The organism is Rhodococcus sp. IEGM1339 (genome assembly GCF_050321925.1).
Taxonomy (GTDB): domain Bacteria; phylum Actinomycetota; class Actinomycetes; order Mycobacteriales; family Mycobacteriaceae; genus Rhodococcus; species Rhodococcus pyridinivorans.
The window spans coordinates 94,536-112,922 of record NZ_JBNQFT010000009.1 but is presented as its reverse complement, the minus strand read 5'-3'; the positions used below and the strand labels follow the sequence as shown (position 1 = coordinate 112,922).

Here is an 18,387-nt window from a genome sequence, read left to right as displayed (position 1 = left end):
CGACGGTAAAGATCGACTCGGAGGCTCGCACCGTCCACCACCGCCTTCCGGGGTGATAGTTTGGCGCGGACCGATAGACAGCGTGGCGGCCGGCGATGACTGCCTGCGTCACTGGAGATGGGGAGACGGAATGGGGAAGTTCCTGGGACCGGGCCTGGGTAGCGTGGTCGTCGGTGCCGTACTCGGCGCCGTGGCGGTCTTCGGCGTAACGGCCGCTGTGCAGGAGAATTCGCGCCCTCAGATCGATCGCAGTGGCAACGCCGATTCGTCCCTCCTGAACCAGGTTGAGTACGGCAGCCGCTGACGGCGCCGGCAACGCTTCGAGTTCACGCACGTACCGAGGCGAGACGGAGCTCCCGTCCGCCGAACCGCTGTCCCGCCGGTGGCTGTACGCAGTCACCGCGGTGGCGGTGGTCCTGTCCTTCGCCCAGGTTCCGGGCCTGGTCGTCGCCGACACCAAGTACGACCTGACGCAGAACCCGATCGGATTCCTCACGCGCGCCGCTCACCAGTGGAGCAGTGTGGCGCCGCTCGGGCAGGTGCAGAACCAGGCGTACGGCTACTTCTTCCCGCACGGCTCGTTCTTCGCCGCGGGTCAACTGCTGCACATCCCCCCGTGGATCACCCAGCGGGTGTGGTGGGTGCTGCTGCTCGTCGCCGGATTCTGGGGTCTCGTCCGCCTCGCCGAAGCCCTCGGTATCGGGAGCCGTAGCTCCCGTCTGATCGCGGCGACGGTGTTCGTGCTGTCCCCGCGCGTCCTCACGACGCTCGGTTCCATCTCGTCGGAAGCACATCCGATGATGTTGGCGCCGTGGGTGCTGCTGCCGCTGGTGCGGTATCTGAACACGCAGAATCCGGGCTCGGCCCGCCGGCTCGCCGCGCAGTCCGCCGTGGCGGTGGCGCTCATGGGCGCGATCAACGCGGTCGCGACCGCCGCGGCCTGTCTCGTCGCGGCGCTGTGGTGGGCCGCGCACCGTCCGAACCGGCGCTGGTGGCGCTTCACCCTGTGGTGGCTGCCGCTGTGCGTCGTCGCGGTGACCTGGTGGATGGTGCCGCTGCTGCTGCTCGGTCGCGTCAGTCCGCCCTTCCTCGACTTCATCGAATCGTCCGGTGTCACCACCGAATGGACGTCGCTCGCCGAGGTGCTGCGCGGCACCAGCAGCTGGACGCCCTTCGTCTCCCCCGAACGCATCGCGGGCGCCGTGCTCGTCACGCAACCGGCCGCGGTCCTCGTCACCGGCGCCCTGGCCGCGGTCGGTCTCGCCGGTCTCGCGATGCGGTCGATGCCCGCGCGCGGTCGTTTCACCCTGATCCTCGTGGTGGGTCTCGTCGGCATGGGCGTCGGTTACGTCGGCCAGCTCGACTCGCCGTTCGCCGAGCAGGTCCGGTTGTTCCTCGACACCGCCGGTGCGCCGCTGCGCAACGTCCACAAGCTCGAGCCGCTCGTGCGACTGCCGATCGTGCTCGGGATCGCGCACCTACTGCGCGCTGTTCCTCTGCCCGGATCGGTGCCGTGGACGCGTGCCCGGAACGCCTTCGCGCATCCCGAACGCAATCCGATGGTCGCGGTGACGACGCTGATCCTCGTCGCGATGACGCTCGCGACCTCACTCGCGTGGACCGGGCGGCTCGCTCCGCGCGGCGCTTTCGACGAGGTCCCCGAGCACTGGCACGCCACGGCGGCCTGGCTCGAGGACAACACGAGCGAGCGCGGCGAACGCGCCCTCATCGTTCCCGGCGCGCCGTTCGGCAGCCAGATGTGGGGGCTCACCCGCGACGAACCGCTGCAGGCACTCGCATCGACGCCGTGGGCGGTGCGCGACGCCGTCCCGCTCGTGCCACCCGGCGCCATCCGTGCCCTCGACGCCGTGCAACGCGACATCGCCGACGGCCGCCCGTCCGACGGTCTCGCCGCGACCCTGCGCGGTCAGGGCATCGGCTTCCTGGTGGTGCGCAACGACCTCGATCCCGACACCTCTCCCGCCGCGCGACCGGCACTCGTGCATCGCGCGCTCGACGGTTCGCCGGGCATCGAGCGGGTCGCCGAGTTCGGTGACGACATCGTCTTCGACAACCCCGACGACTTCGTCACCGACGCCGACCTGCGACCTGCCTATCCGGCCGTGGAGATCTACCGCGTCGCCGAACCCGCCGCGGCACCCGTCGGTCCCTACGTCGTGGACATCGCCGACGTGCCGGTCGTGCAGGGCGGCCCCGAAGCGCTGCTGCGCCGCAACACCGCGCAGCCCGAGTTCGTCGGTCCCACGCTCCTCGCCGCCGACGCGGCCCGCGCTGGTCTGCCCGTCGACGAGGTGACGGTCACCGACACCCCGACGGACCGCGAGACGGACTACGGGCAGGTCGACCATCATTCGTCGACGATCCGGACCGCCGACGACCCGCGTCGCACCCACAACGCCGTCCCCGACTATCCGGTGCCCGACACCGAACTCGTCCGGGCCGAATGGGAAGGCGCCCGCATCAGCGTGTCCAGCGCGGCGTCGGATGCCACCCAGCTCGGTGGCACGTCGGTCGCAAGCAGCCCGGCCGCGGTGGTCGACGGCGATCCGACGACCGGCTGGCACAGCAACGGACTCGAATCGGCGATCGGCCAGTGGCTGCAGCTCGACCTCGACCGGCCGATCGAAGCGGGTCTGCTGCACCTGACGACCAGCTCCGGTGCTCTCGGCGATCCCGTCAAGTGGCTCGAGGTGTCCACCGACCGGGGCAGCACGGCGGTGCGCGTCGACGAACCGGGACGCGAACAGACGGTCGCGCTGCCGCTGGGCACCACCTCGTGGATCCGCATCACGTCCGTGCACACCGAACGCGGCACGGTCGGCAACCAGTTCGGTCTCACCGAGGTGGTCGTCGAGGACTTCACCGACCGGAACGAACCACGCCCGATCGACATCCGTCGCCGCATCGTGGTGCCGGGCCCGGTCGAGGACGCCGCGGTACGCGGATGGCAGCTCGGCCAGGAATTCCCCGGCCGCGGCAGCTGCGTCGACACCGACGACCGTGTCCGTTGCGCGCGGGGACTCGCCACCTCCGCCGAGGAACCCGGCATGTTCACCCGCACCCTGGACGTGCCGCAGGAGACCTGGGTCCGCCCGGAACTGCTCCTGCGCGCGCGCCCCGGGCCGGCGCTCGAGGACCTCGCGGACCGTTCGGATCGGGTCGTCGCGCGCGGTGACGCCGACATCGTCGACCTGCATGGCTCGGCGTTCGCCCTCACCGACGGCGACCCGCGGACGTCGTGGACCGCGGAGGAGAGCTCGCTCGAAGCGGGTGCGCCGCGGCCGTCGCTCACGCTGGAGCTTCCTGAGGAACAACGCGTCACGGGATTGGAGATCAGGACGGCGCTGGGAGCGCTGCCGGTCGCGCCGTCGCGGGTCGCGGTGAATCTCGGCAACGGACCGCAGGTGCGCGAACTCGACGGTGACGACACGATCGTCGATCTGACCCCGCACGTCACGGACCGGATCGAACTCACCGTGGTGCACTGGCGCGACACCCTCGATCGCACAGTGCTGGGTTTCTCGAAACTCACCCCGCCGGGGCTCGCCGAGGTGTCGGTGCTCGGCGACGACGGGCCGATCGGGGCACAGGGATCCGTCAACGACGAGACGGTGACCGTCGACTGCGAGCGCGGACCCGTCGTGGAGATCGACGGACGCAGCTACCGCACGTCGCTCACCGCGCGGGTCGCCGATCTCGCGGCGGGCGTGGAGGTCCCCGCGACACTGTGCGGCACCGACGTCGTCGGCATGAACCCGGGCCGGGTCGACATCGACGTCGATCCCGGTGCGGCCTTCGTCGTCTCGGGCCTTCGGCTCGACGTCCCCGGTCCCGACGCGCCCGTCGCGGAGCCGACGGAACTCGACAAGGGCCGCTGGACGGAGAACCTGCGCGAAGTGATGGTTCCGGCGGGCGACGAGGACCGGCTCGTGGTGGTGCCCGAGAGCACCAACGTCGGCTGGGTGGCGCGCACCCCGGACGGTGCCGTGGCGACGCCGGTCGTCGTGGACGGCTGGCAGCAGGGCTGGATCGTGCCGGCCGGGCCGGAGCAGACGCTGACACTCGAGTTCGCGACCGACCGCTGGTACCGGCTCGGGATCTTCGGCGGGTCGCTGTTGCTCGTCCCGTTGTTCGCGGCGGCCGTGTGGCCGCGGCGGCGGGTCGAGGATCCGGGTCCGATGCCGCGCACCTGGGGTTCGTCGGTTCTCGCGCTCACCGGTGTGCTGGTCGCCGCGACGCTCCTCGCGGGATGGGCCGGTGCCGCCGTCGCGGTCGCCGGCGCGGTGGGGATCGGTGCGCTCGCGGTGCGCCACGGCCCCGTCCTGGCGTCGCGTGTGCTCGTAGGCACCGCGGGTGGCGCGACGATGCTGGCGATGGCGCTGCTGTCCACCGGGCCGTGGCGATCACCCGACGGATATGTCGGGCACTCGTTCCTGATTCAGTTCGCGGCGCTCGTCGGCGTGGTCGCGGTGGGCCTGGCGGCGGTACCGCGCCGGGCCTTGTCCCAGCGGTGGAAGGCGGCCCGCGCCGGCTCCTCGACGAGGGCGTAGCTGACGGACGCGACGGCCAGACTCAGCACGACCGTCACCGTCAGGACGAACCAGAAGTGCCCCGCAAAAGCCGGGATCCCGAAGACGGGGAAGACGATCGACAGCACCGCGAGATGCCAGATGAACACGCCGTACGACCAGCGTCCGACGGCCAGTGCGGCCGGGCTCGCCAGGACGCGGTGCTGCCGGCGCGGTGCGAGGGTCAGCGGGGCGAGCAGGGCGAAGCTCATGATCGCGCCCAGGGCGATCTTGGCGAGATATTCGGTGGGTGCGAGATCGGTGAGCGTCTCCGGTCCGGCCAGCGGGGTGGTGGCGGCAGCGAAGGCGGCGACGGCGATCGCTCCCATCACCGTGCGCCGCGCCGCGAAGCGGTGCATCCACGTCTCGGGACCGGTGACGAGTTCGGCGAGGATCATTCCCGCCGCGAACCAGGGCAGGTAGCCGGGCAGCCAGTTGGTGTGGTTGATGTGGTCGGGGGTGCCGACCGGTAGCCACGCCCACAGCAGCGACAGTGCGCTCACGGCGAGCAGCAGCGGGACGCGGTAACGGGCGGCGTCCCCGCGCAGCCCGCTCACCGCCAGCGCCAGCAGCGGCAGCACGAGATAGAAGGCCACCTCCACCGACAGACTCCACATCTGGGTGAGGCCCTCGGTGAGGGTCAGTGGGACGAACACTTGCACGAGCGCGAGATTCGACCACCACACCGTCGCGCCGCCGCCCGCGCCGGGCAGCAACCACAGCACCAGGATCACGACGGTCCAGTAGGCGGGGAGGATGCGGGTCGCGCGGGAGAGGAAGTAGCGGGTCGTCGAGGGGGACGGACCGAGCGCGCGGGCCGCGGCGGCGTGCGGTCGCCACAGCAGGAAACCGGACAGGGCGAAGAACAGGGCGACGGCGAGGTCGAACCGCGCCCACACCAGGCCGATCACCGAGTCGTGCACCGCGCCGGTCTGGAACGCGACGTGGGTGATCAACACGCCCACTGCGGCGAAACCGCGCATTCCTTCGAGTGCCGGAAGGAATCCGCTCATGCTGCGGTTCCGGTCGGTGGTAGTGGTCATCGGGCACCAGTGTGCCGTGTCGCGGGAGCGGTGGACAGAGCAGGATCACCCGGAACGGGACGATCCCGGCAGCGACGAAGATCGACTACCGATCCATCCCAGCGGCGAGCGGGCGCGCATATTGCCATACCGGGCTGTTAGTGTCTGAGCTCACGTGGTGTTCGCGGGCCGGATGCCAGGCGATCCGTGCAGCCCTGCTGCTGCCGGTGGGGGTACTCGATGACGACCGTTGAGTGAGGAGAAAGCATGGCTGAGCGTTCGAGCTCCGGCCGGATACTGGCAATGATTCTGGTGGGCCTGGGGGCCTTCCTCCTGGTGATCGCGATTCTCGTGCCGACGTACACGCTCGGGAAGCTGAGAACGACACCGCTCGATCTCGAGGTGACCACGGTCGCCGAAGGCACGGGCGACATCCTCAATTCCCGTCAGCTGCTCGCCGGCAACGCGCAGGTCGATCGCGACGTGCCGATCGTCGCGCAGCGCTTCGTCACCGTCGAGGATCCCTCGAACGCCGAGGTCATGACGCTGCAGGCAGGCCAGACCGTGCGACGACTCGACATGCAAGGGGACACGGGCCTGGTCTCGGCCGTCGTCGACCGTCTCACGATCGACCGGAAGACCTCCATGCCCGTCTCGGAGGAGGAGTTCCCGGAGCGCGTGAGCACGATCCAGGTGAGCGCCGACAAGCCGCCGGTGGAGATCGACAACCGCGCCGGACTGCAGTACAAGTTCCCGTTCGACGTCCAGCAGGAGTCGTACCCGTACTACGACATCAACGCTCGCGAGAACTTCCCCATCGACTTCGTCGGTGAGGAGGAGATCAACGGCATGAAGGTCTACCACTTCAGCCAGGAGATCGGGCCGGTCGACCTCTCGAAGGCCGACCCCGAGGTCCCGACCTACAAGCTCAGCCTGCCCGCCTCCACCTGGGGTGTCGGTGAGGGCGACGAGCCGATCACGATGACCCGCTGGTACAACAACATCCGCGACCTGTGGGTCGACCCGGTCACCGGTGTCGTCGTCAAGGGCCAGGAGCAGCAGGACCAGTACTACGCCCGCGAGGCCGACAAGCCCGAGGTGACGGTCCTCAACGTGACGCTGCCGTTCGACGAGGAGACGATCGAGTACCAGATCGGCCAGGCCAAGGACGGCCAGGACACCATCTCGCTGTTCGGCCGCACCCTGCCGATCATCCTCGGCATCCTCGGCGTCATCCTGCTGATCGTCGGCTTCGTGCTCGGCATCCGCGGTGGCGGCAACCGTCGTCCGGCCACCGCGACCGGCGGTCCCGCCCCGGCAGGTCCGGCCACGACCACGGTCGGCCCGGCGCATTCGGGCGGCGCGCAGCGCGATCACACCGAGGACCGCACCGAGGTCATCCCGCGCCAGACCGATCCGAACGCGCAGCAGCGTGATTGGACGACGGATCGAACGCAGGAGATCCCGCGCACCGATCTGCGGAAGCCTCCGACGCAGGAGTGATCGTCCGGTAGACGAACCGAGCCGCCCCTCACCGATCCCGGTGGGGGGCGGTGTCGTTCGCGGGTGACTCGTCGGTGGACGGGGTCACCGCGTCGTCCGTGGACGACCGGGCCACTGCAGCACCGCGCAGAGCGAGCACCGCGACCACCGCGGCCGTCGCGGCGGCCACACCGACAGCGACGGCGATGAACTGCCGCAGGGTCGACGCCACCGTGAACATCAGCACCGCCTCGAGGGCGAGGCCCACCCACGCGACGAGCGCGAGATGGGTACGTTCCCCGGCGATCGCCGACAGCAGCGCGCCCTGCAGGACGGCCAGACACGCGCCCTGCAGTGCGAACAGCCACAGCAGCGACTGCACCGGCCCGTAGGCGTCGCCGACGAGCATCGGGACGATCGGTGCGCAGATCGCCGCGCCGGCGACGAGCACCGCGCCGATCGCGACGAGGACGGTGAGCGCCGACCGCACCGCGGCCGCCGACTGGGCGGGATTCGCCATCCGCGGATAGAGCACCACACCGACCGCCTGCGGCAACCAGAAGGCGACCTTCGTCGCCACCGCCCCCAGCGCGTACAACCCGGCGGAATCGGGATCGAGCAGCATGCGGGCGAGCAGCAGGTCGAGCGACGTGAGCGCGATGAGGGCCAGCTGCACCTGGGAGGCACGCAGCACCGCCCCGGCGGTCGGGACCGGTTCCGTCCGTCCACCCGACGTCCGGCCCACGAGCACACTCGCGGCCAGCGCGACCGCACCCGTGCCGAGCGCCCCGGCGAACAGCGCGGCACCGGGGCCGCCTCCGACGGCGAGCACCGCCACGGCCGGCACCACCTTCGCGACGCCCGCGGCGGACAGGACGACGCTGAGCGCTGCGAACCTGCCCCGGCCCTGCAGCAGGCCCTGTTCGGCGGCGAGGAGGACGAGCAGCGGCGCGGTGACGAGCGACCCGAACGCCCCGCCGACACTCGTGTCGAGCGCCCACGCCACGACGGGCACGAGGAGCATCGCGACGACGATGGCGAGCACGGCGCAGCGGTAACCGAGACGACGCAGCGCCGCGGCGCCGGTGCCGTGCACGGCCTCCCGGGCGACGACCGTCTGCAACGCCAGTGCCGGCACGGCGAGGACGAGCTGGGCGGCGAGCAGGCTCGCGAACTCGCCGTATCCGGCGGGCCCGAGCCAGCGTCCCGCCGGCAGGTGCAACAGATAGGACGCGAGGTTCGCGGTCATCGCGCCGACCGTCACCAGTGTCATGCCGGTGACGGCGGTTCCCGTCGTCGAACCACGAGTGGTCTCGGTTCCCTCCGACGCGGGTCGGGGTGTTCGCGGCATCCGCTCATCCTCCCATCCGGAACGACACCGTATTCTGCCGCCATGTCCCGCCCGGAGTCGTCCCGCATGTCCACGACGGCGGCTCTCCCGGCGGTCTGGTCCCTCGTCCTGACGGTCGCGGTGCTCGGTCCGTTCCTCGTCTCCCCCGGCTACCTGCTCTTCCGCGACGCGGTGAGCACTCCCCGATCGTTCCTCACCGATTCTGCGCTCGGTCTGTCCGACGCCGCCGCCCGCGCGGTGCCGCAGGACGCCCTGCTGGCGTGGGTGAGCACCGTCGTCGACGGTGGTGTCGCGGTCACGGCGCTGCTCGTCGCGTCGTTGTGGGCGGCGGGATGGGGTGCGGCACGGCTGGTCGCGGTGGTGCTGCCGACGAGCGGAACCGGCGCCCGGCTCGTCGCGGCGACGGTCGCGATCTGGAATCCCTATGTCGCCGAGCGGCTGTTGCAGGGCCACTGGAGTCTGCTCGCCGGGTACGCCGCGCTGCCGTGGACGATCTGTGCGGTCGTCGCGATCCGGCGACGGAGACGCGGCGGCTGGGCGTCGCTGGCGGTCTGCCTGGCCGCTGCGGGGCTGACCCCGACCGGTGCCCTGCTGGCGATCGTGACGGCCTGCGCCGTCCTCGTCGCGCCCGGTGGGCGGACGCGGGTGCTGCCGCGCGTGGGCGGCGCACTCGCGCTGGGTGTCGCGGTGTCGTTGCCGTGGCTGATCGCGACGGCGCTCGCCGGTGGCGGCACCGAAGCGGACCCGGCCGGTGTGCGCGCCTTCGCCGCCCGGGCCGAACCACTGCTCGGCACGATCGGTTCGGTGGCAGGGCTCGGCGGGATCTGGAACGCCGAATCCGTCCCCACCTCGCGCACTACCGCATGGGCGCTGATGGGCACCCTGCTGCTGCTCACGGTGGTGGCGTGCGGGGTGCCGGCACTGTGGCGGCGACGTAGGAACTCCGTGATCGTCGCGGTCGCGGTGCCTGCCGTCCTTGCGGTGCTCGTCATCGCCCTCGCCGCGACCGGCCCGGGACTCGCCGTCGGCGAATGGGCGATGGTGAACGTGCCCGGCGCGGGACTGCTGCGCGACACCCAGAAGTGGGTCGCGTGGGCGATGCCCGCCTACGCGCTCGCCGCGGCGGCCGGCACGACCGTCCTCGCCCGGCGCTTCGTGGCGCCCGAACCGGTGTGGGCGGCGGCCGCGATCGCCGCCGTGCTGGTCGCGTTGCCCGACCTGGTGTGGGGTGCGGGCGGGCAACTGCAGCCCGTGCGCTATCCGTTGGGCTGGGAGAAGGTGTCGCAGATCGTCACGGCCGACGACGGCGACGTGGCGGTGCTGCCCGTGGGCATGTTCCGGGTCTTCGACTTCTCCGGGCCCGTACCGGTGCTCGATCCGTCCCCGCGCATGCTGCGCGCCGACGTCCTGCAGACCGGAACCCTGATCGTCGCCGAGGGCAGTGTCGCCGGGGAGGGTCGTCGCGCGGAGGACGTCGAAGCCCTGCTGCTGTCCGGCGCGGATCCGAGTGCGCTCGCCACCCGCGGGGTGGGCTGGGTGCTCGTCGAGCACGGCACGCCGGGCGAACTCGGTGACGCGCAGAGCACGCTCGGAGCCCTCGAGACCGCTTATCAGGACGAGGATCTGAGCCTGTACCGGGTGGAGGGAGTCACTTCGACCCCGTCACCCCATCGCGCCCTGGCGATCGGGGCGCACGTCGTGTGGCTACTGGTACTGGCCGGCGGCGCTGGCTGCGCGCTCGGGCAGCGGGTCGGCGAGCGTCGACGGCTCGTCGGCGCGCGGGAACAGTCCTGAGACGGTGTGCCCGAAGGTCGTGACGGACAGGACCTCGTGCACGCCCTCTCCCGTGGCCTCCCACGAGAACTCGCCCGCGCGGATGCGGGCCTTGTTACCGAGCTGACGACGACGGTCGGCGTCGGCGATCAGATCGGCGACGGCGGCGGTCAGTTCGGCGGGCGAGTCCACGAGCACACCGGTCACGCCGTCGATGATCGAGTCGGTCAATCCCTTGGAGCTGCGGTAACCGATGGTGGGCACACCGTGCTGGGCGGCCTCGACCACCGCCAGTCCCCACCCCTCCTTGCGCGAGGGCATCACGTGAATCCAAGCGCGGGAGAGCAATTCGTGCTTGCGCTGCTCGTCGACATGGCCGTGGAAGGTGACGGCGTCGCCGATGCCGAGTTCGGCGGCCGCATCGCGGAGGTTCTGCTCCCACCAGCCGCCGCCGATGACGTCGAGATGCAGACCCGGGACGGTGCAGCGCAGCGCCGCGACCGCGGCGAGGGCGTCCTCGATCTGCTTGTGCGGCACCAGCCTCGAGAGCACGCACACGCTCGGGTGGGCCGTGCGCGTGTCGTCGCCACCCACCGCGACACCGGCGGGAACGGCGTCGACACCGTTGCGGACCACCGCGATCCGCTCCCGGTCGACCCCGAGAGCGCGCAGTTCGTCGGCAGACGGAAGAGAGACGGTGAGGTACTGGTTGCGGTGGTGCACGCGCGGCGAGAGCGACGACTCGATCCACCAGCCGAGCTTGGCCATCAGCCTGCCCGCGACCGGCCACTGTTCGCGGTGGCAGTGGTGCACGAGCACCGTGACGGGCGCACCGGCGACGAGCCGGGCGAAGAACGGAATGCCGTTCTGGGTGTCGATGACGGCGTCGGGACGGGTACCGGCGAGGGGGCCGACACCGAATCTGCCTGCGAGGATCGCGGCGAGCGCGCGCGGATAGACGGTGAGCCGACCCCCGCCGCGGCTGACGGTGATGCCGTCGATCCGGTCTCGCTCGGCGGCTCCGGGATAGGAGGCAGTCCGCAGGACGACGCGGACGCCGCGCGCCGCGAGCTGCGCCCCGACCTGTTCGAGATACCGCTCGCTGCCACCACCCTGCGGATGTCCGCTATCGCGCCAGCAAAGCAGCAGAACCTCCCGCACGCGGTGACCCCCTGTATGTCGACTCGACCACCCGGCCGGGCAGATGTGACTCGGACGATGACAGGGACACAGTAGCGGGTGCCGGGCGGCAACAGGTGAGGGACGAGTGTGAGGCCCGCACTAAGGTGACTGGACGTGCCATCGACGACCCGACCCCGCACCGACGTGACCCGGCTGTTCGCCCGCCGCGCCACACTGCGCCGCTCCGTGGGGTTGCTCGGCAGCTTCCGGTTCGAGCAGACGGCACCCGAGAAGTTCTACGGCGGTCTCGCGCGCGACACCGTCGACCTCATCGGCGATCTCTACACGGGTCTGACCGGCGCCGATCTGACGGGCACCACGGTCGTCGACGTCGGCGGCGGACCGGGCTACTTCGCCGACGTGTTCACCGAGGTGGGTTCGCGCTACGTGCCGATCGAGCCCGACCCGTCGGAGATGCACGCCGCCGGCCTGCAGGTGGGCGGCGCGATCCGCGGCTCCGGCCTGGCGCTGCCGTTGCGCACCGGGTCGGTGGACGTGTGCTTCTCGTCGAACGTCGCCGAACACGTCGCAACGCCGTGGGTGATGGCCGACGAGATGCTGCGCGTCACGCGGCCCGGCGGACTGATGGTGCTGTCGTACACCCTGTGGTGGGGACCGTTCGGCGGGCACGAGACCGGTCCGTGGCACGCCTTCGGCGGCGAGTACGCGGCCCGGCGCTACGCGCGCAAGCACGGCAGGGAGCCGAAGAACCGGTACGGGGTGTCGCTGTTCGACGTGGGCGCGAGCGACGGTCTGCGCTGGGCACGTTCGACACCCGATGGCGAACTGCTCGCGGCCTTCCCCCGCTACCACCCGAGTTGGGCGTGGTGGCTCGTGGACGTGCCCGGCGTCCGGGAGTTCCTCGCCAGCAACCTGGTACTGGTCCTGCGCCGACGCTGACCCGTCGCTTAGTGTCGTCGCCATGACCGCATTGGCCCTGGACGTCGGCGGCACCAAGCTCGCCGCGGCCGTCGCCGCCGACGACGGCACCCCGCTCGAAGCCCGATCCGTGCCGGTCCCCCGGAAGGACGTGTGGGGCGCGTGCGCGGGACTGTTGCGGGAGGTCGCGGAGATCGGCGAGGGACCGGTGACCGCCGTGGGTATCGCTGCGGCAGGACCGGTCGACACGAACGCCGGGACGATCGGCCCGATCAACATCTCCGAGTGGAGCTCCGGCTTCGCACTCGTCGACGCCGTGCGTTCGGTGTTCCCCGACGCCCGCGTCGATCCGGTGATGGACGGCGCGGCCGCGACCCTCGCCGAACAGCGCTTCGGTGCCGGACGCGATGTCGCCGACCTGCTCGGGGTCGTGCTCGGCACCGGCATCGGCGGCGGTCTCGTGCTCGGCGGCCGGATCGTGCGCGGCCGCACCGGAAACGCCGGCCACATCGGGCACGTCGTCTCGCCCTACGGCACGACGGTGTGCGCGTGCGGAGGCGTCGGCTGCATCGAGACCGTGGCGAGCGGCCCGTCGGCGGTGCGCTGGGCCCGTGCCCACGGCTGGGAAGGCCCCGACGGTGTCGCGCTGGCCACGGACGCCGAGGCCGGGGTCGGCGTCGCCGCCGCGGCCCTCGAACGGGCCGGGACGGCACTGGGCCAGGTCATCGCGTCGGCGGCAGCACTGACGGATGTAGGACGCGTGGTCGTCGGCGGCGGCTTCGCGCAATCGGGCGGGCACCTGTGGCGGCCGATGCTCGCGTCGGCGGCCCGGCACGCCCGCCTACGGTTCGTGCAGGACCTGCAGATCGTCCCCGCCGAACTCGGCGCACTGGGCACCCTCACCGGCGCATCGATCGTCGCCGCAGGTCACGACTGGATAACCCGACCGGGCACACCCGGTTTTCCGGCCTACCCTGAGGACCACATCGGAGTCCCGGCGGAAACCGGTGAGGTGCCGCCGGGATGCTCTGCGAGCAGATCGGCGGTACCGGATGCGGATTGCTGACATTGTGCGGAACAAGGGCTCGGCGGTGCACACGGTCGAGCCCGACACCACGGTGTGCGAGCTCATCGGCGACTTCGCGCGGTTCAACATCGGCGCGATGGTGGTGTGCGAGGGCAAGACCGTCGCCGGGATCGTCACCGAACGCGACGTCGTACGCGCCCTGCACGAACGCGGACCGTCGATCCTCGCCGCCCCGGCACACGAACTGATGTCGCGGACGGTGACGACCTGCCTGCCCACCGATTCGGTCGACAGTCTCGCCGAGACCATGACCGAACAACGGATCCGGCACCTACCGGTCGTGGTGGACGCTCGGCTGGTGGGGATCGTCAGTATCGGCGACGTGGTCAAGAGCCGCATCGACGAACTACAGACCGAACGCGACCAGCTCGCCTCCTACATCCACGATGGTGGCTAGAACTGATCAGTTCTCGCCGGTCGCGGCGTCGTCGGGAGCGGTGTCGTCGGGAGCGGTGTCGCCGGTGGCACTCTCCTCTGCGGCACCGCCCTCGGTGGCGCTCGGGCGATCGAGGATGCTCACGCTCATCCCGTAGGGCAGGAACCGCACCGAGCGTCGCGGGTCGGTGTTGCCCTTGAGCGTGCGCAGCGCGTCGAGTTCGGTGCGATGGACCTGGTCGACGCGGGCCACGCCGTCGTCCTCGGTGGTGTAGACGACCCAGACGCCGTCGCCCTTCTCACCGGTGGTCTCGGGCCGCGGCTGCGTGCGCGTCGGCGCCACCGGCGGTTCGAGGAAGGAGAAGATACGGTCCTTCAGTTCCCGCAGTTCCTCACCGGCTTCCCGCACCACGCGGTCGAGATCTTCGGGGTCGAACCCGAACGGATTGTTCTCCGCCATGACATGTCTCCTGACCGTTGGGCACCCTCCAGTGTGGTGACGGTCGCCGATTCGCGCCACCCGGCTCCTCCCCCGCCCTACGGTGCAGTCGAGGGAGGAAGGAGACGTCCATGGTGAACGACACGGATCTGCAGCATCTGCGGCGGTGCGTCGAACTCGCGGAGGAGGCGGTCGCGGCAGGTGACGAGCCGTTCGGGTCGGTGCTCGTCGACGCGGACGGCACGGTCCTGGCCGAGGACCGCAACCGCATCGCCGGCGGCGACCGCACCCGGCATCCCGAGTTCGCGCTCGCGCGGTGGGCGGCCGAACATCTCGAACCCGACCGGCGTGCCGCCGCCACCGTCTACACCTCCGGTGAGCACTGCCCGATGTGCGCGGCCGCGCACGGCTGGGTGGGCCTGGGGCGGATCGTCTACGCGGCGTCCTCCGAGCAACTGGTCCGGTGGCTCGGCGAGATGGGCGTGCCGCCGGCACCGGTCCGTCCGCTGCCGATCCGCGAGGTCGTGCCGGAGGCCGTCGTCGACGGGCCCGTTCCCGAGTTCGAGCAGGAGATTCGGCTCCTGCACCGTCGCTGCCATCTCGGAGATCGAGCCTTCCCATCCCGTCCGGTCTGGTCACCCCCTGGTCAATAGTTGTAACGTGTTCTAGTGTTCGAGGTCACACGAATGCGGCCGATACACGAGCACAGCCAGGTGAGGAAGCGACATGACCGACTACGACAAGTTGTTCATCGGCGGCCGATGGGTGGCACCGTCGACCGACGAGAGACTCGAGGTGTTCTCCCCCGCCACGGAAGAGCGCGTCGGTTCCGTGCCCGTCGCGGGACCGCAGGACATCGATGCCGCGGTGTCCGCCGCCCGCACGGCCTTCGACGAAGGCCCGTGGTCGCGCACCACCCCGAGCGAGCGCGCCGAGATCCTCGGCAAGGCAGCAAAGCTCATCGAGGAGCGTCGTGCGGAGATCGGCGCCTCGCTCACCGCGGAGATGGGCCAGCCGCCGGCCTCGGTCGAGATGATGCAGCTGACGTCGGGCCTGGCCACACTCGACTACTATGCGGGGCTTGCCGATTCGTTCCCGTGGACCGAGGAGCGCACCGGCCTGTTCGGTCGCAGCCGCGTCAGCCGCGAACCCGTCGGCGTCGTCGCCGCCGTCATCGCGTGGAACGTGCCGCTGTTCCTGATGCTCAACAAACTCGGACCCGCCCTGCTCGCCGGATGCACGGTGGTCCTCAAGCCCGCTCCCGAATCGCCGCTGACGACGAACGTCCTCGCCGAGATCTTCACGGAGGCAGGACTTCCCGAGGGCATCCTCTCACTCGTGCCCGGCGGCGCCGAGACCGGCGAGTACCTGGTCTCGCACCCCGACGTCGACAAGATCACCTTCACCGGTTCGACGGCCGTGGGTCGTCACATCGGTGAGATCGCCGCGCGCGGACTCAAGCGCTGCTCACTCGAACTCGGCGGCAAGTCGGCAGCGATCATCCTCGAGGACGCCGACCTCGACTCGACGATGCCGATGCTGGTGATGTCCGGCCTGATGAACACCGGTCAGGCCTGCGTCGGGCAGACCCGCGTCCTCGCGCCGCGGTCGCGCTACGACGAGGTGATCGAGAAGATGACCGCGACCGCGGCCTTCTTCCCCGTCGGACTGCCCGATACCGAAGGCGCACAACTCGGTCCGCTGATCTCCGCGAAGCAGCGCGATCGCGTCGAGTCCTACATCGCCAAGGGCAAGGAGGAAGGCGCCCGTCTCGTGCTCGGCGGTGGTCGCCCCGAGGGCATCGAGACGGGCTACTTCGTCGAACCGACGATCTTCGCCGACGTCGACAACTCCATGACCATCGCCCGCGAAGAGATCTTCGGACCCGTCATCTGCGTGATCCCCTACGACAGCGTCGACGAAGCGGTGAAGATCGCCAACGACTCCGATTACGGCCTCGCCGGTTCCGTGTACACCACCGACGTCGAGAAGGGCCTCGAGATCGCCTCGCGCGTGCGCACCGGCACGTACGGAATCAACTGGTACGCATTCGATCCGGGTTCACCGTTCGGCGGCTACAAGAACTCCGGCATCGGCCGCGAGAACGGTCCCGAGGGCGTCGAGGCGTACTGCGAAACCAAGTCGGTGCTGTACCCGCTCGGTTACGAGGGCTGATCCCGGAAGAAAGGGGAGGATATGTACGTTCTCGACGGAGAACACGCACATATCCTCCCCTCTTTCGTGTTTCGGGAGGACGCGACCTCAGATGTACATCGCGGGATCGATGTACGTCGTCGGATCCACGAGCGGTTCGTGCTTCTTGCGGGACCGGACGGTCGCGGGGATACCCGTTGCGATCGAATCCGCCGGCACGTCGTGGGTGACCACGGCGTTGGCGCCGATCGCGCTGTCGTCCCCGATCACCACCGGGCCGAGGACCTTCGCCCCCGCCCCGACGGTGACCCGGTTGCCCAGCGTCGGATGACGCTTCTCCTTCGCCAGCGACCGGCCGCCGAGCGTCACGCCGTGGTAGAGCATCACGTCGTCGCCGATCTCGGCCGTCTCACCGATGACCACGCCCATGCCGTGGTCGATGAAGAAGCGCCGGCCGATGGTCGCACCGGGGTGGATCTCGATGCCGGTGAGGAACCGGGTGAACTGCGCGAGGATCCGCGCAGGTCCCTTCAGGGCGGGCACCTGCCACATCCGGTGCGCGATGCGGTGCGACCAGATCGCGTGCAGCCCCGAATAGACGATGGCGTTCTCCGCGTCGCTGCGCGCGGCCGGATCGTGGCCGCGCGCCGACTGCAGATCCTCCCGGAGAGTGTGCAGGATACCCACGACGGCGATCAGTCCCGGATGTGCTCGAAGAGCGGGGTGGAGATGTAGCGCTCGCCGAAGTCGGGAACGACGACGACGATCAGCTTGCCGACGTTCTCCGGACGCTTCGCGATCTCGAGTGCGGCCCACACGTTGGCGCCGGCCGAGATGCCTCCGAGGATGCCCTCGTCGGTGCCCAGGCGGCGGGCGACCTCGATGGCGTCGTCGAACTTCACGTCGACGATCTCATCGTAGATCTCGCGGTCGAGGACCTCGGGCACGAAGTTCGCGCCGATGCCCTGGATCTTGTGGGGGCCGGGCTCACCGCCGGTGAGGATCGGCGAGTCGGCGGGCTCGACACCGACGACCTTCACGTCGGGCTTGCGGTCCTTGAGGGTGCGGCCGACACCGGTGAGCGTGCCACCCGTGCCGATGCCCGCGACGAAGATGTCGACGGCACCGTCGGTGTCGTTCCAGACCTCTTCACCGGTGGTGCGCTCGTGGATCTCCGGGTTGGCCGGGTTGCCGAACTGGCGGGCCAGGATGGCATTCTCGGTGTTCGCGACGATCTCCTCGGCCTTCGCGACGGCACCCTTCATGCCCTCGGAACCGGGGGTGAGGACGATCTCGGCGCCGTAGGCGCGGAGCATCACGCGACGCTCGGTCGACATCGTCTCGGGCATCGTGAGGATGACCTTGTAGCCGCGCGCAGCGCCGACCATGGCGAGCGCGATACCGGTGTTGCCGGAGGTGCCCTCGACGATGGTGCCGCCGGGCTTCAGCTCACCGGACTTCTCGGCGGCGTCGACGATCGCGACACCGATGCGGTCCTTGACGCTGTTGGCCGGGTTGTAGAACTCGAGCTTCGCGGCGACGGTGGCGCCGGCTCCCTCGGTCAGACGGTTGAGCTTGACGATCGGGGTCCGTCCGACCAGCTCGGTGACGTTGTCGTAGATCCTGCTCATGCTCGATCCTCCTCATGGCCACACACGGCGGCTCGGGTCGCGGTCTCGGTCTATTGCACCATTTCGCCGTCATCGGACGACTCGGCGGGCCCATCGATGTACGAACGTATCCGTACGCCGTCGTTATTCCCCGGCGAGTCGGCGTGTCGTCGCCCGGCCCGGCCTCGACGGGTTCGTGCCCCGCGAGACTTCGGACCGGCTCGACCGGGTTTGCCCGGCCACCGAGCACGGGTAGCCGACCATATGAGTCGTCACGATCTTCCCGTCCCCGATTACGACGAACTGGCGCCGGGCACGCTCGCGCCGAGGATCCGTGCACTCGACGAAGCACAGTGGACGATCACCCCCCGCTACGGCACGGTGTCGCCGAACAGACGCCGAAACGCGGAAGACCCTGACTAGACCGAACACCGAACACCGACC

General features: G+C 70.2%; 15 protein-coding genes. 9 read left to right on the top strand and 6 right to left on the bottom strand.

Translation table 11 applies throughout. From position 1 onward, the window contains the following. Window positions 1-130: 130 nt before the first annotated feature. Window positions 131-304 carry a DUF2613 domain-containing protein gene (locus ACQR3U_RS11760; protein ID WP_006552672.1) on the top strand — a complete coding sequence of 58 codons (174 nt, stop codon included), beginning with the start codon at window positions 131-133 and terminating at the stop codon, window positions 302-304. After that, window positions 285-4,571: an alpha-(1->3)-arabinofuranosyltransferase gene (locus ACQR3U_RS11755; RefSeq protein WP_230810561.1), complete on the top strand. Its 4,287-nt coding sequence runs from the start codon at window positions 285-287 to the stop codon at window positions 4,569-4,571. The genes ACQR3U_RS11760 and ACQR3U_RS11755 overlap by 20 nt, the downstream gene beginning before the upstream one ends. Here the strand turns inward: ACQR3U_RS11755 and ACQR3U_RS11750 are convergent. After that, entirely contained in the window at window positions 4,460-5,632 is a 1,173-nt protein-coding gene (locus ACQR3U_RS11750) for an acyltransferase family protein (protein ID WP_033096313.1), read from the bottom strand. The genes ACQR3U_RS11755 and ACQR3U_RS11750 overlap by 112 nt on opposite strands. Window positions 5,633-5,878: 246 nt before the next feature. Between ACQR3U_RS11750 and ACQR3U_RS11745 the strand changes: the two genes are divergently transcribed. Further along, window positions 5,879-7,114 carry a DUF3068 domain-containing protein gene (locus tag ACQR3U_RS11745; protein WP_072740554.1) on the top strand — a complete coding sequence of 412 codons (1,236 nt, stop codon included), beginning with the start codon at window positions 5,879-5,881 and terminating at the stop codon, window positions 7,112-7,114. Window positions 7,115-7,142: 28 nt separating this feature from the next. Here the strand turns inward: ACQR3U_RS11745 and ACQR3U_RS11740 are convergent, their stop codons facing one another. Then, window positions 7,143-8,444, bottom strand: a complete 1,302-nt coding sequence (locus ACQR3U_RS11740) for a lipopolysaccharide biosynthesis protein (protein WP_019290885.1) — start codon at window positions 8,442-8,444, stop codon at window positions 7,143-7,145. Between the two features lie 42 nt (window positions 8,445-8,486). Here ACQR3U_RS11740 and ACQR3U_RS11735 point away from each other — a divergent pair, with 42 nt between their 5' ends. Continuing rightward, window positions 8,487-10,238, top strand: coding sequence for a hypothetical protein (locus tag ACQR3U_RS11735; protein WP_230810562.1), 1,752 nt, complete (start codon window positions 8,487-8,489; stop codon window positions 10,236-10,238). On the opposite strand, the gene ACQR3U_RS11730 is transcribed toward ACQR3U_RS11735, so the two are convergent. Continuing rightward, on the bottom strand, window positions 10,149-11,378 hold the full coding sequence (locus tag ACQR3U_RS11730; protein WP_230810563.1) for a glycosyltransferase family 4 protein: 1,230 nt from the start codon (window positions 11,376-11,378) through the stop codon (window positions 10,149-10,151). The two genes, ACQR3U_RS11735 and ACQR3U_RS11730, sit on opposite strands and share 90 nt — an antisense overlap. 165 nt (window positions 11,379-11,543) lie before the next feature. Between ACQR3U_RS11730 and ACQR3U_RS11725 the strand changes: the two genes are divergently transcribed. The 3 genes from ACQR3U_RS11725 to ACQR3U_RS11715 are packed head-to-tail and all read left to right on the top strand — an operon-like array spanning window position 11,544 to window position 13,762. After that, window positions 11,544-12,299, top strand: coding sequence for a class I SAM-dependent methyltransferase (locus tag ACQR3U_RS11725; protein WP_006552681.1), 756 nt, complete (start codon window positions 11,544-11,546; stop codon window positions 12,297-12,299). Window positions 12,300-12,321: 22 nt separating this feature from the next. Then, window positions 12,322-13,344 carry an ROK family protein gene (locus tag ACQR3U_RS11720; protein WP_230810564.1) on the top strand — a complete coding sequence of 341 codons (1,023 nt, stop codon included), beginning with the start codon at window positions 12,322-12,324 and terminating at the stop codon, window positions 13,342-13,344. After that, the gene (locus tag ACQR3U_RS11715; protein WP_024102052.1) at window positions 13,331-13,762 is read left to right on the top strand and encodes a CBS domain-containing protein; all 432 of its coding nucleotides are present in this window, start codon (window positions 13,331-13,333) and stop codon (window positions 13,760-13,762) included. The genes ACQR3U_RS11720 and ACQR3U_RS11715 overlap by 14 nt, the downstream gene beginning before the upstream one ends. Before the next feature lie 6 nt (window positions 13,763-13,768). Here ACQR3U_RS11715 and ACQR3U_RS11710 read toward each other — a convergent pair whose 3' ends face one another. Then, complete coding sequence (locus tag ACQR3U_RS11710) at window positions 13,769-14,200, bottom strand: hypothetical protein (protein ID WP_230810565.1); 432 nt, start codon at window positions 14,198-14,200, stop codon at window positions 13,769-13,771. A gap of 110 nt (window positions 14,201-14,310) precedes the next feature. On the opposite strand from ACQR3U_RS11710, the gene ACQR3U_RS11705 reads away from it, so the two are divergent. Together ACQR3U_RS11705 and ACQR3U_RS11700 are read left to right on the top strand one after the other, a co-directional pair. Next, window positions 14,311-14,832 (top strand): nucleoside deaminase, encoded by a 522-nt coding sequence (locus ACQR3U_RS11705; protein ID WP_033096317.1) that lies wholly within the window; start codon window positions 14,311-14,313, stop codon window positions 14,830-14,832. Between the two features lie 73 nt (window positions 14,833-14,905). Beyond that, the gene (locus ACQR3U_RS11700; protein WP_230810566.1) at window positions 14,906-16,354 is read left to right on the top strand and encodes an aldehyde dehydrogenase; all 1,449 of its coding nucleotides are present in this window, start codon (window positions 14,906-14,908) and stop codon (window positions 16,352-16,354) included. Between the two features lie 87 nt (window positions 16,355-16,441). On the opposite strand, the gene epsC is transcribed toward ACQR3U_RS11700, so the two are convergent. Then, window positions 16,442-17,020 carry a serine O-acetyltransferase EpsC gene (epsC, locus tag ACQR3U_RS11695; protein ID WP_006552687.1) on the bottom strand — a complete coding sequence of 193 codons (579 nt, stop codon included), beginning with the start codon at window positions 17,018-17,020 and terminating at the stop codon, window positions 16,442-16,444. A gap of 8 nt (window positions 17,021-17,028) precedes the next feature. Further along, window positions 17,029-17,964, bottom strand: coding sequence for a cysteine synthase A (gene cysK / locus ACQR3U_RS11690; protein WP_024102055.1), 936 nt, complete (start codon window positions 17,962-17,964; stop codon window positions 17,029-17,031). Between the last annotated feature and the right edge of the window lie 423 nt (window positions 17,965-18,387).

Bases quoted from the DNA above. Each gene is read 5' to 3' on its own strand.
- ACQR3U_RS11760 (WP_006552672.1), top strand. From the start codon at position 131: ATGGGGAAGTTCCTGGGACCGGGCCTGGGTAGCGTGGTCGTCGGTGCC.
- ACQR3U_RS11750 (WP_033096313.1), bottom strand. From the start codon at position 5,632: ATGACCACTACCACCGACCGGAACCGCAGCATGAGCGGATTCCTTCCG.
- ACQR3U_RS11745 (WP_072740554.1), top strand. From the start codon at position 5,879: ATGGCTGAGCGTTCGAGCTCCGGCCGGATACTGGCAATGATTCTGGTG.
- ACQR3U_RS11740 (WP_019290885.1), bottom strand. From the start codon at position 8,444: ATGCCGCGAACACCCCGACCCGCGTCGGAGGGAACCGAGACCACTCGT.
- ACQR3U_RS11735 (WP_230810562.1), top strand. From the start codon at position 8,487: ATGTCCCGCCCGGAGTCGTCCCGCATGTCCACGACGGCGGCTCTCCCG.
- ACQR3U_RS11720 (WP_230810564.1), top strand. From the start codon at position 12,322: ATGACCGCATTGGCCCTGGACGTCGGCGGCACCAAGCTCGCCGCGGCC.
- ACQR3U_RS11715 (WP_024102052.1), top strand. From the start codon at position 13,331: ATGCGGATTGCTGACATTGTGCGGAACAAGGGCTCGGCGGTGCACACG.
- ACQR3U_RS11710 (WP_230810565.1), bottom strand. From the start codon at position 14,200: ATGGCGGAGAACAATCCGTTCGGGTTCGACCCCGAAGATCTCGACCGC.
- ACQR3U_RS11705 (WP_033096317.1), top strand. From the start codon at position 14,311: ATGGTGAACGACACGGATCTGCAGCATCTGCGGCGGTGCGTCGAACTC.
- ACQR3U_RS11700 (WP_230810566.1), top strand. From the start codon at position 14,906: ATGACCGACTACGACAAGTTGTTCATCGGCGGCCGATGGGTGGCACCG.
- cysK (WP_024102055.1), bottom strand. From the start codon at position 17,964: ATGAGCAGGATCTACGACAACGTCACCGAGCTGGTCGGACGGACCCCG.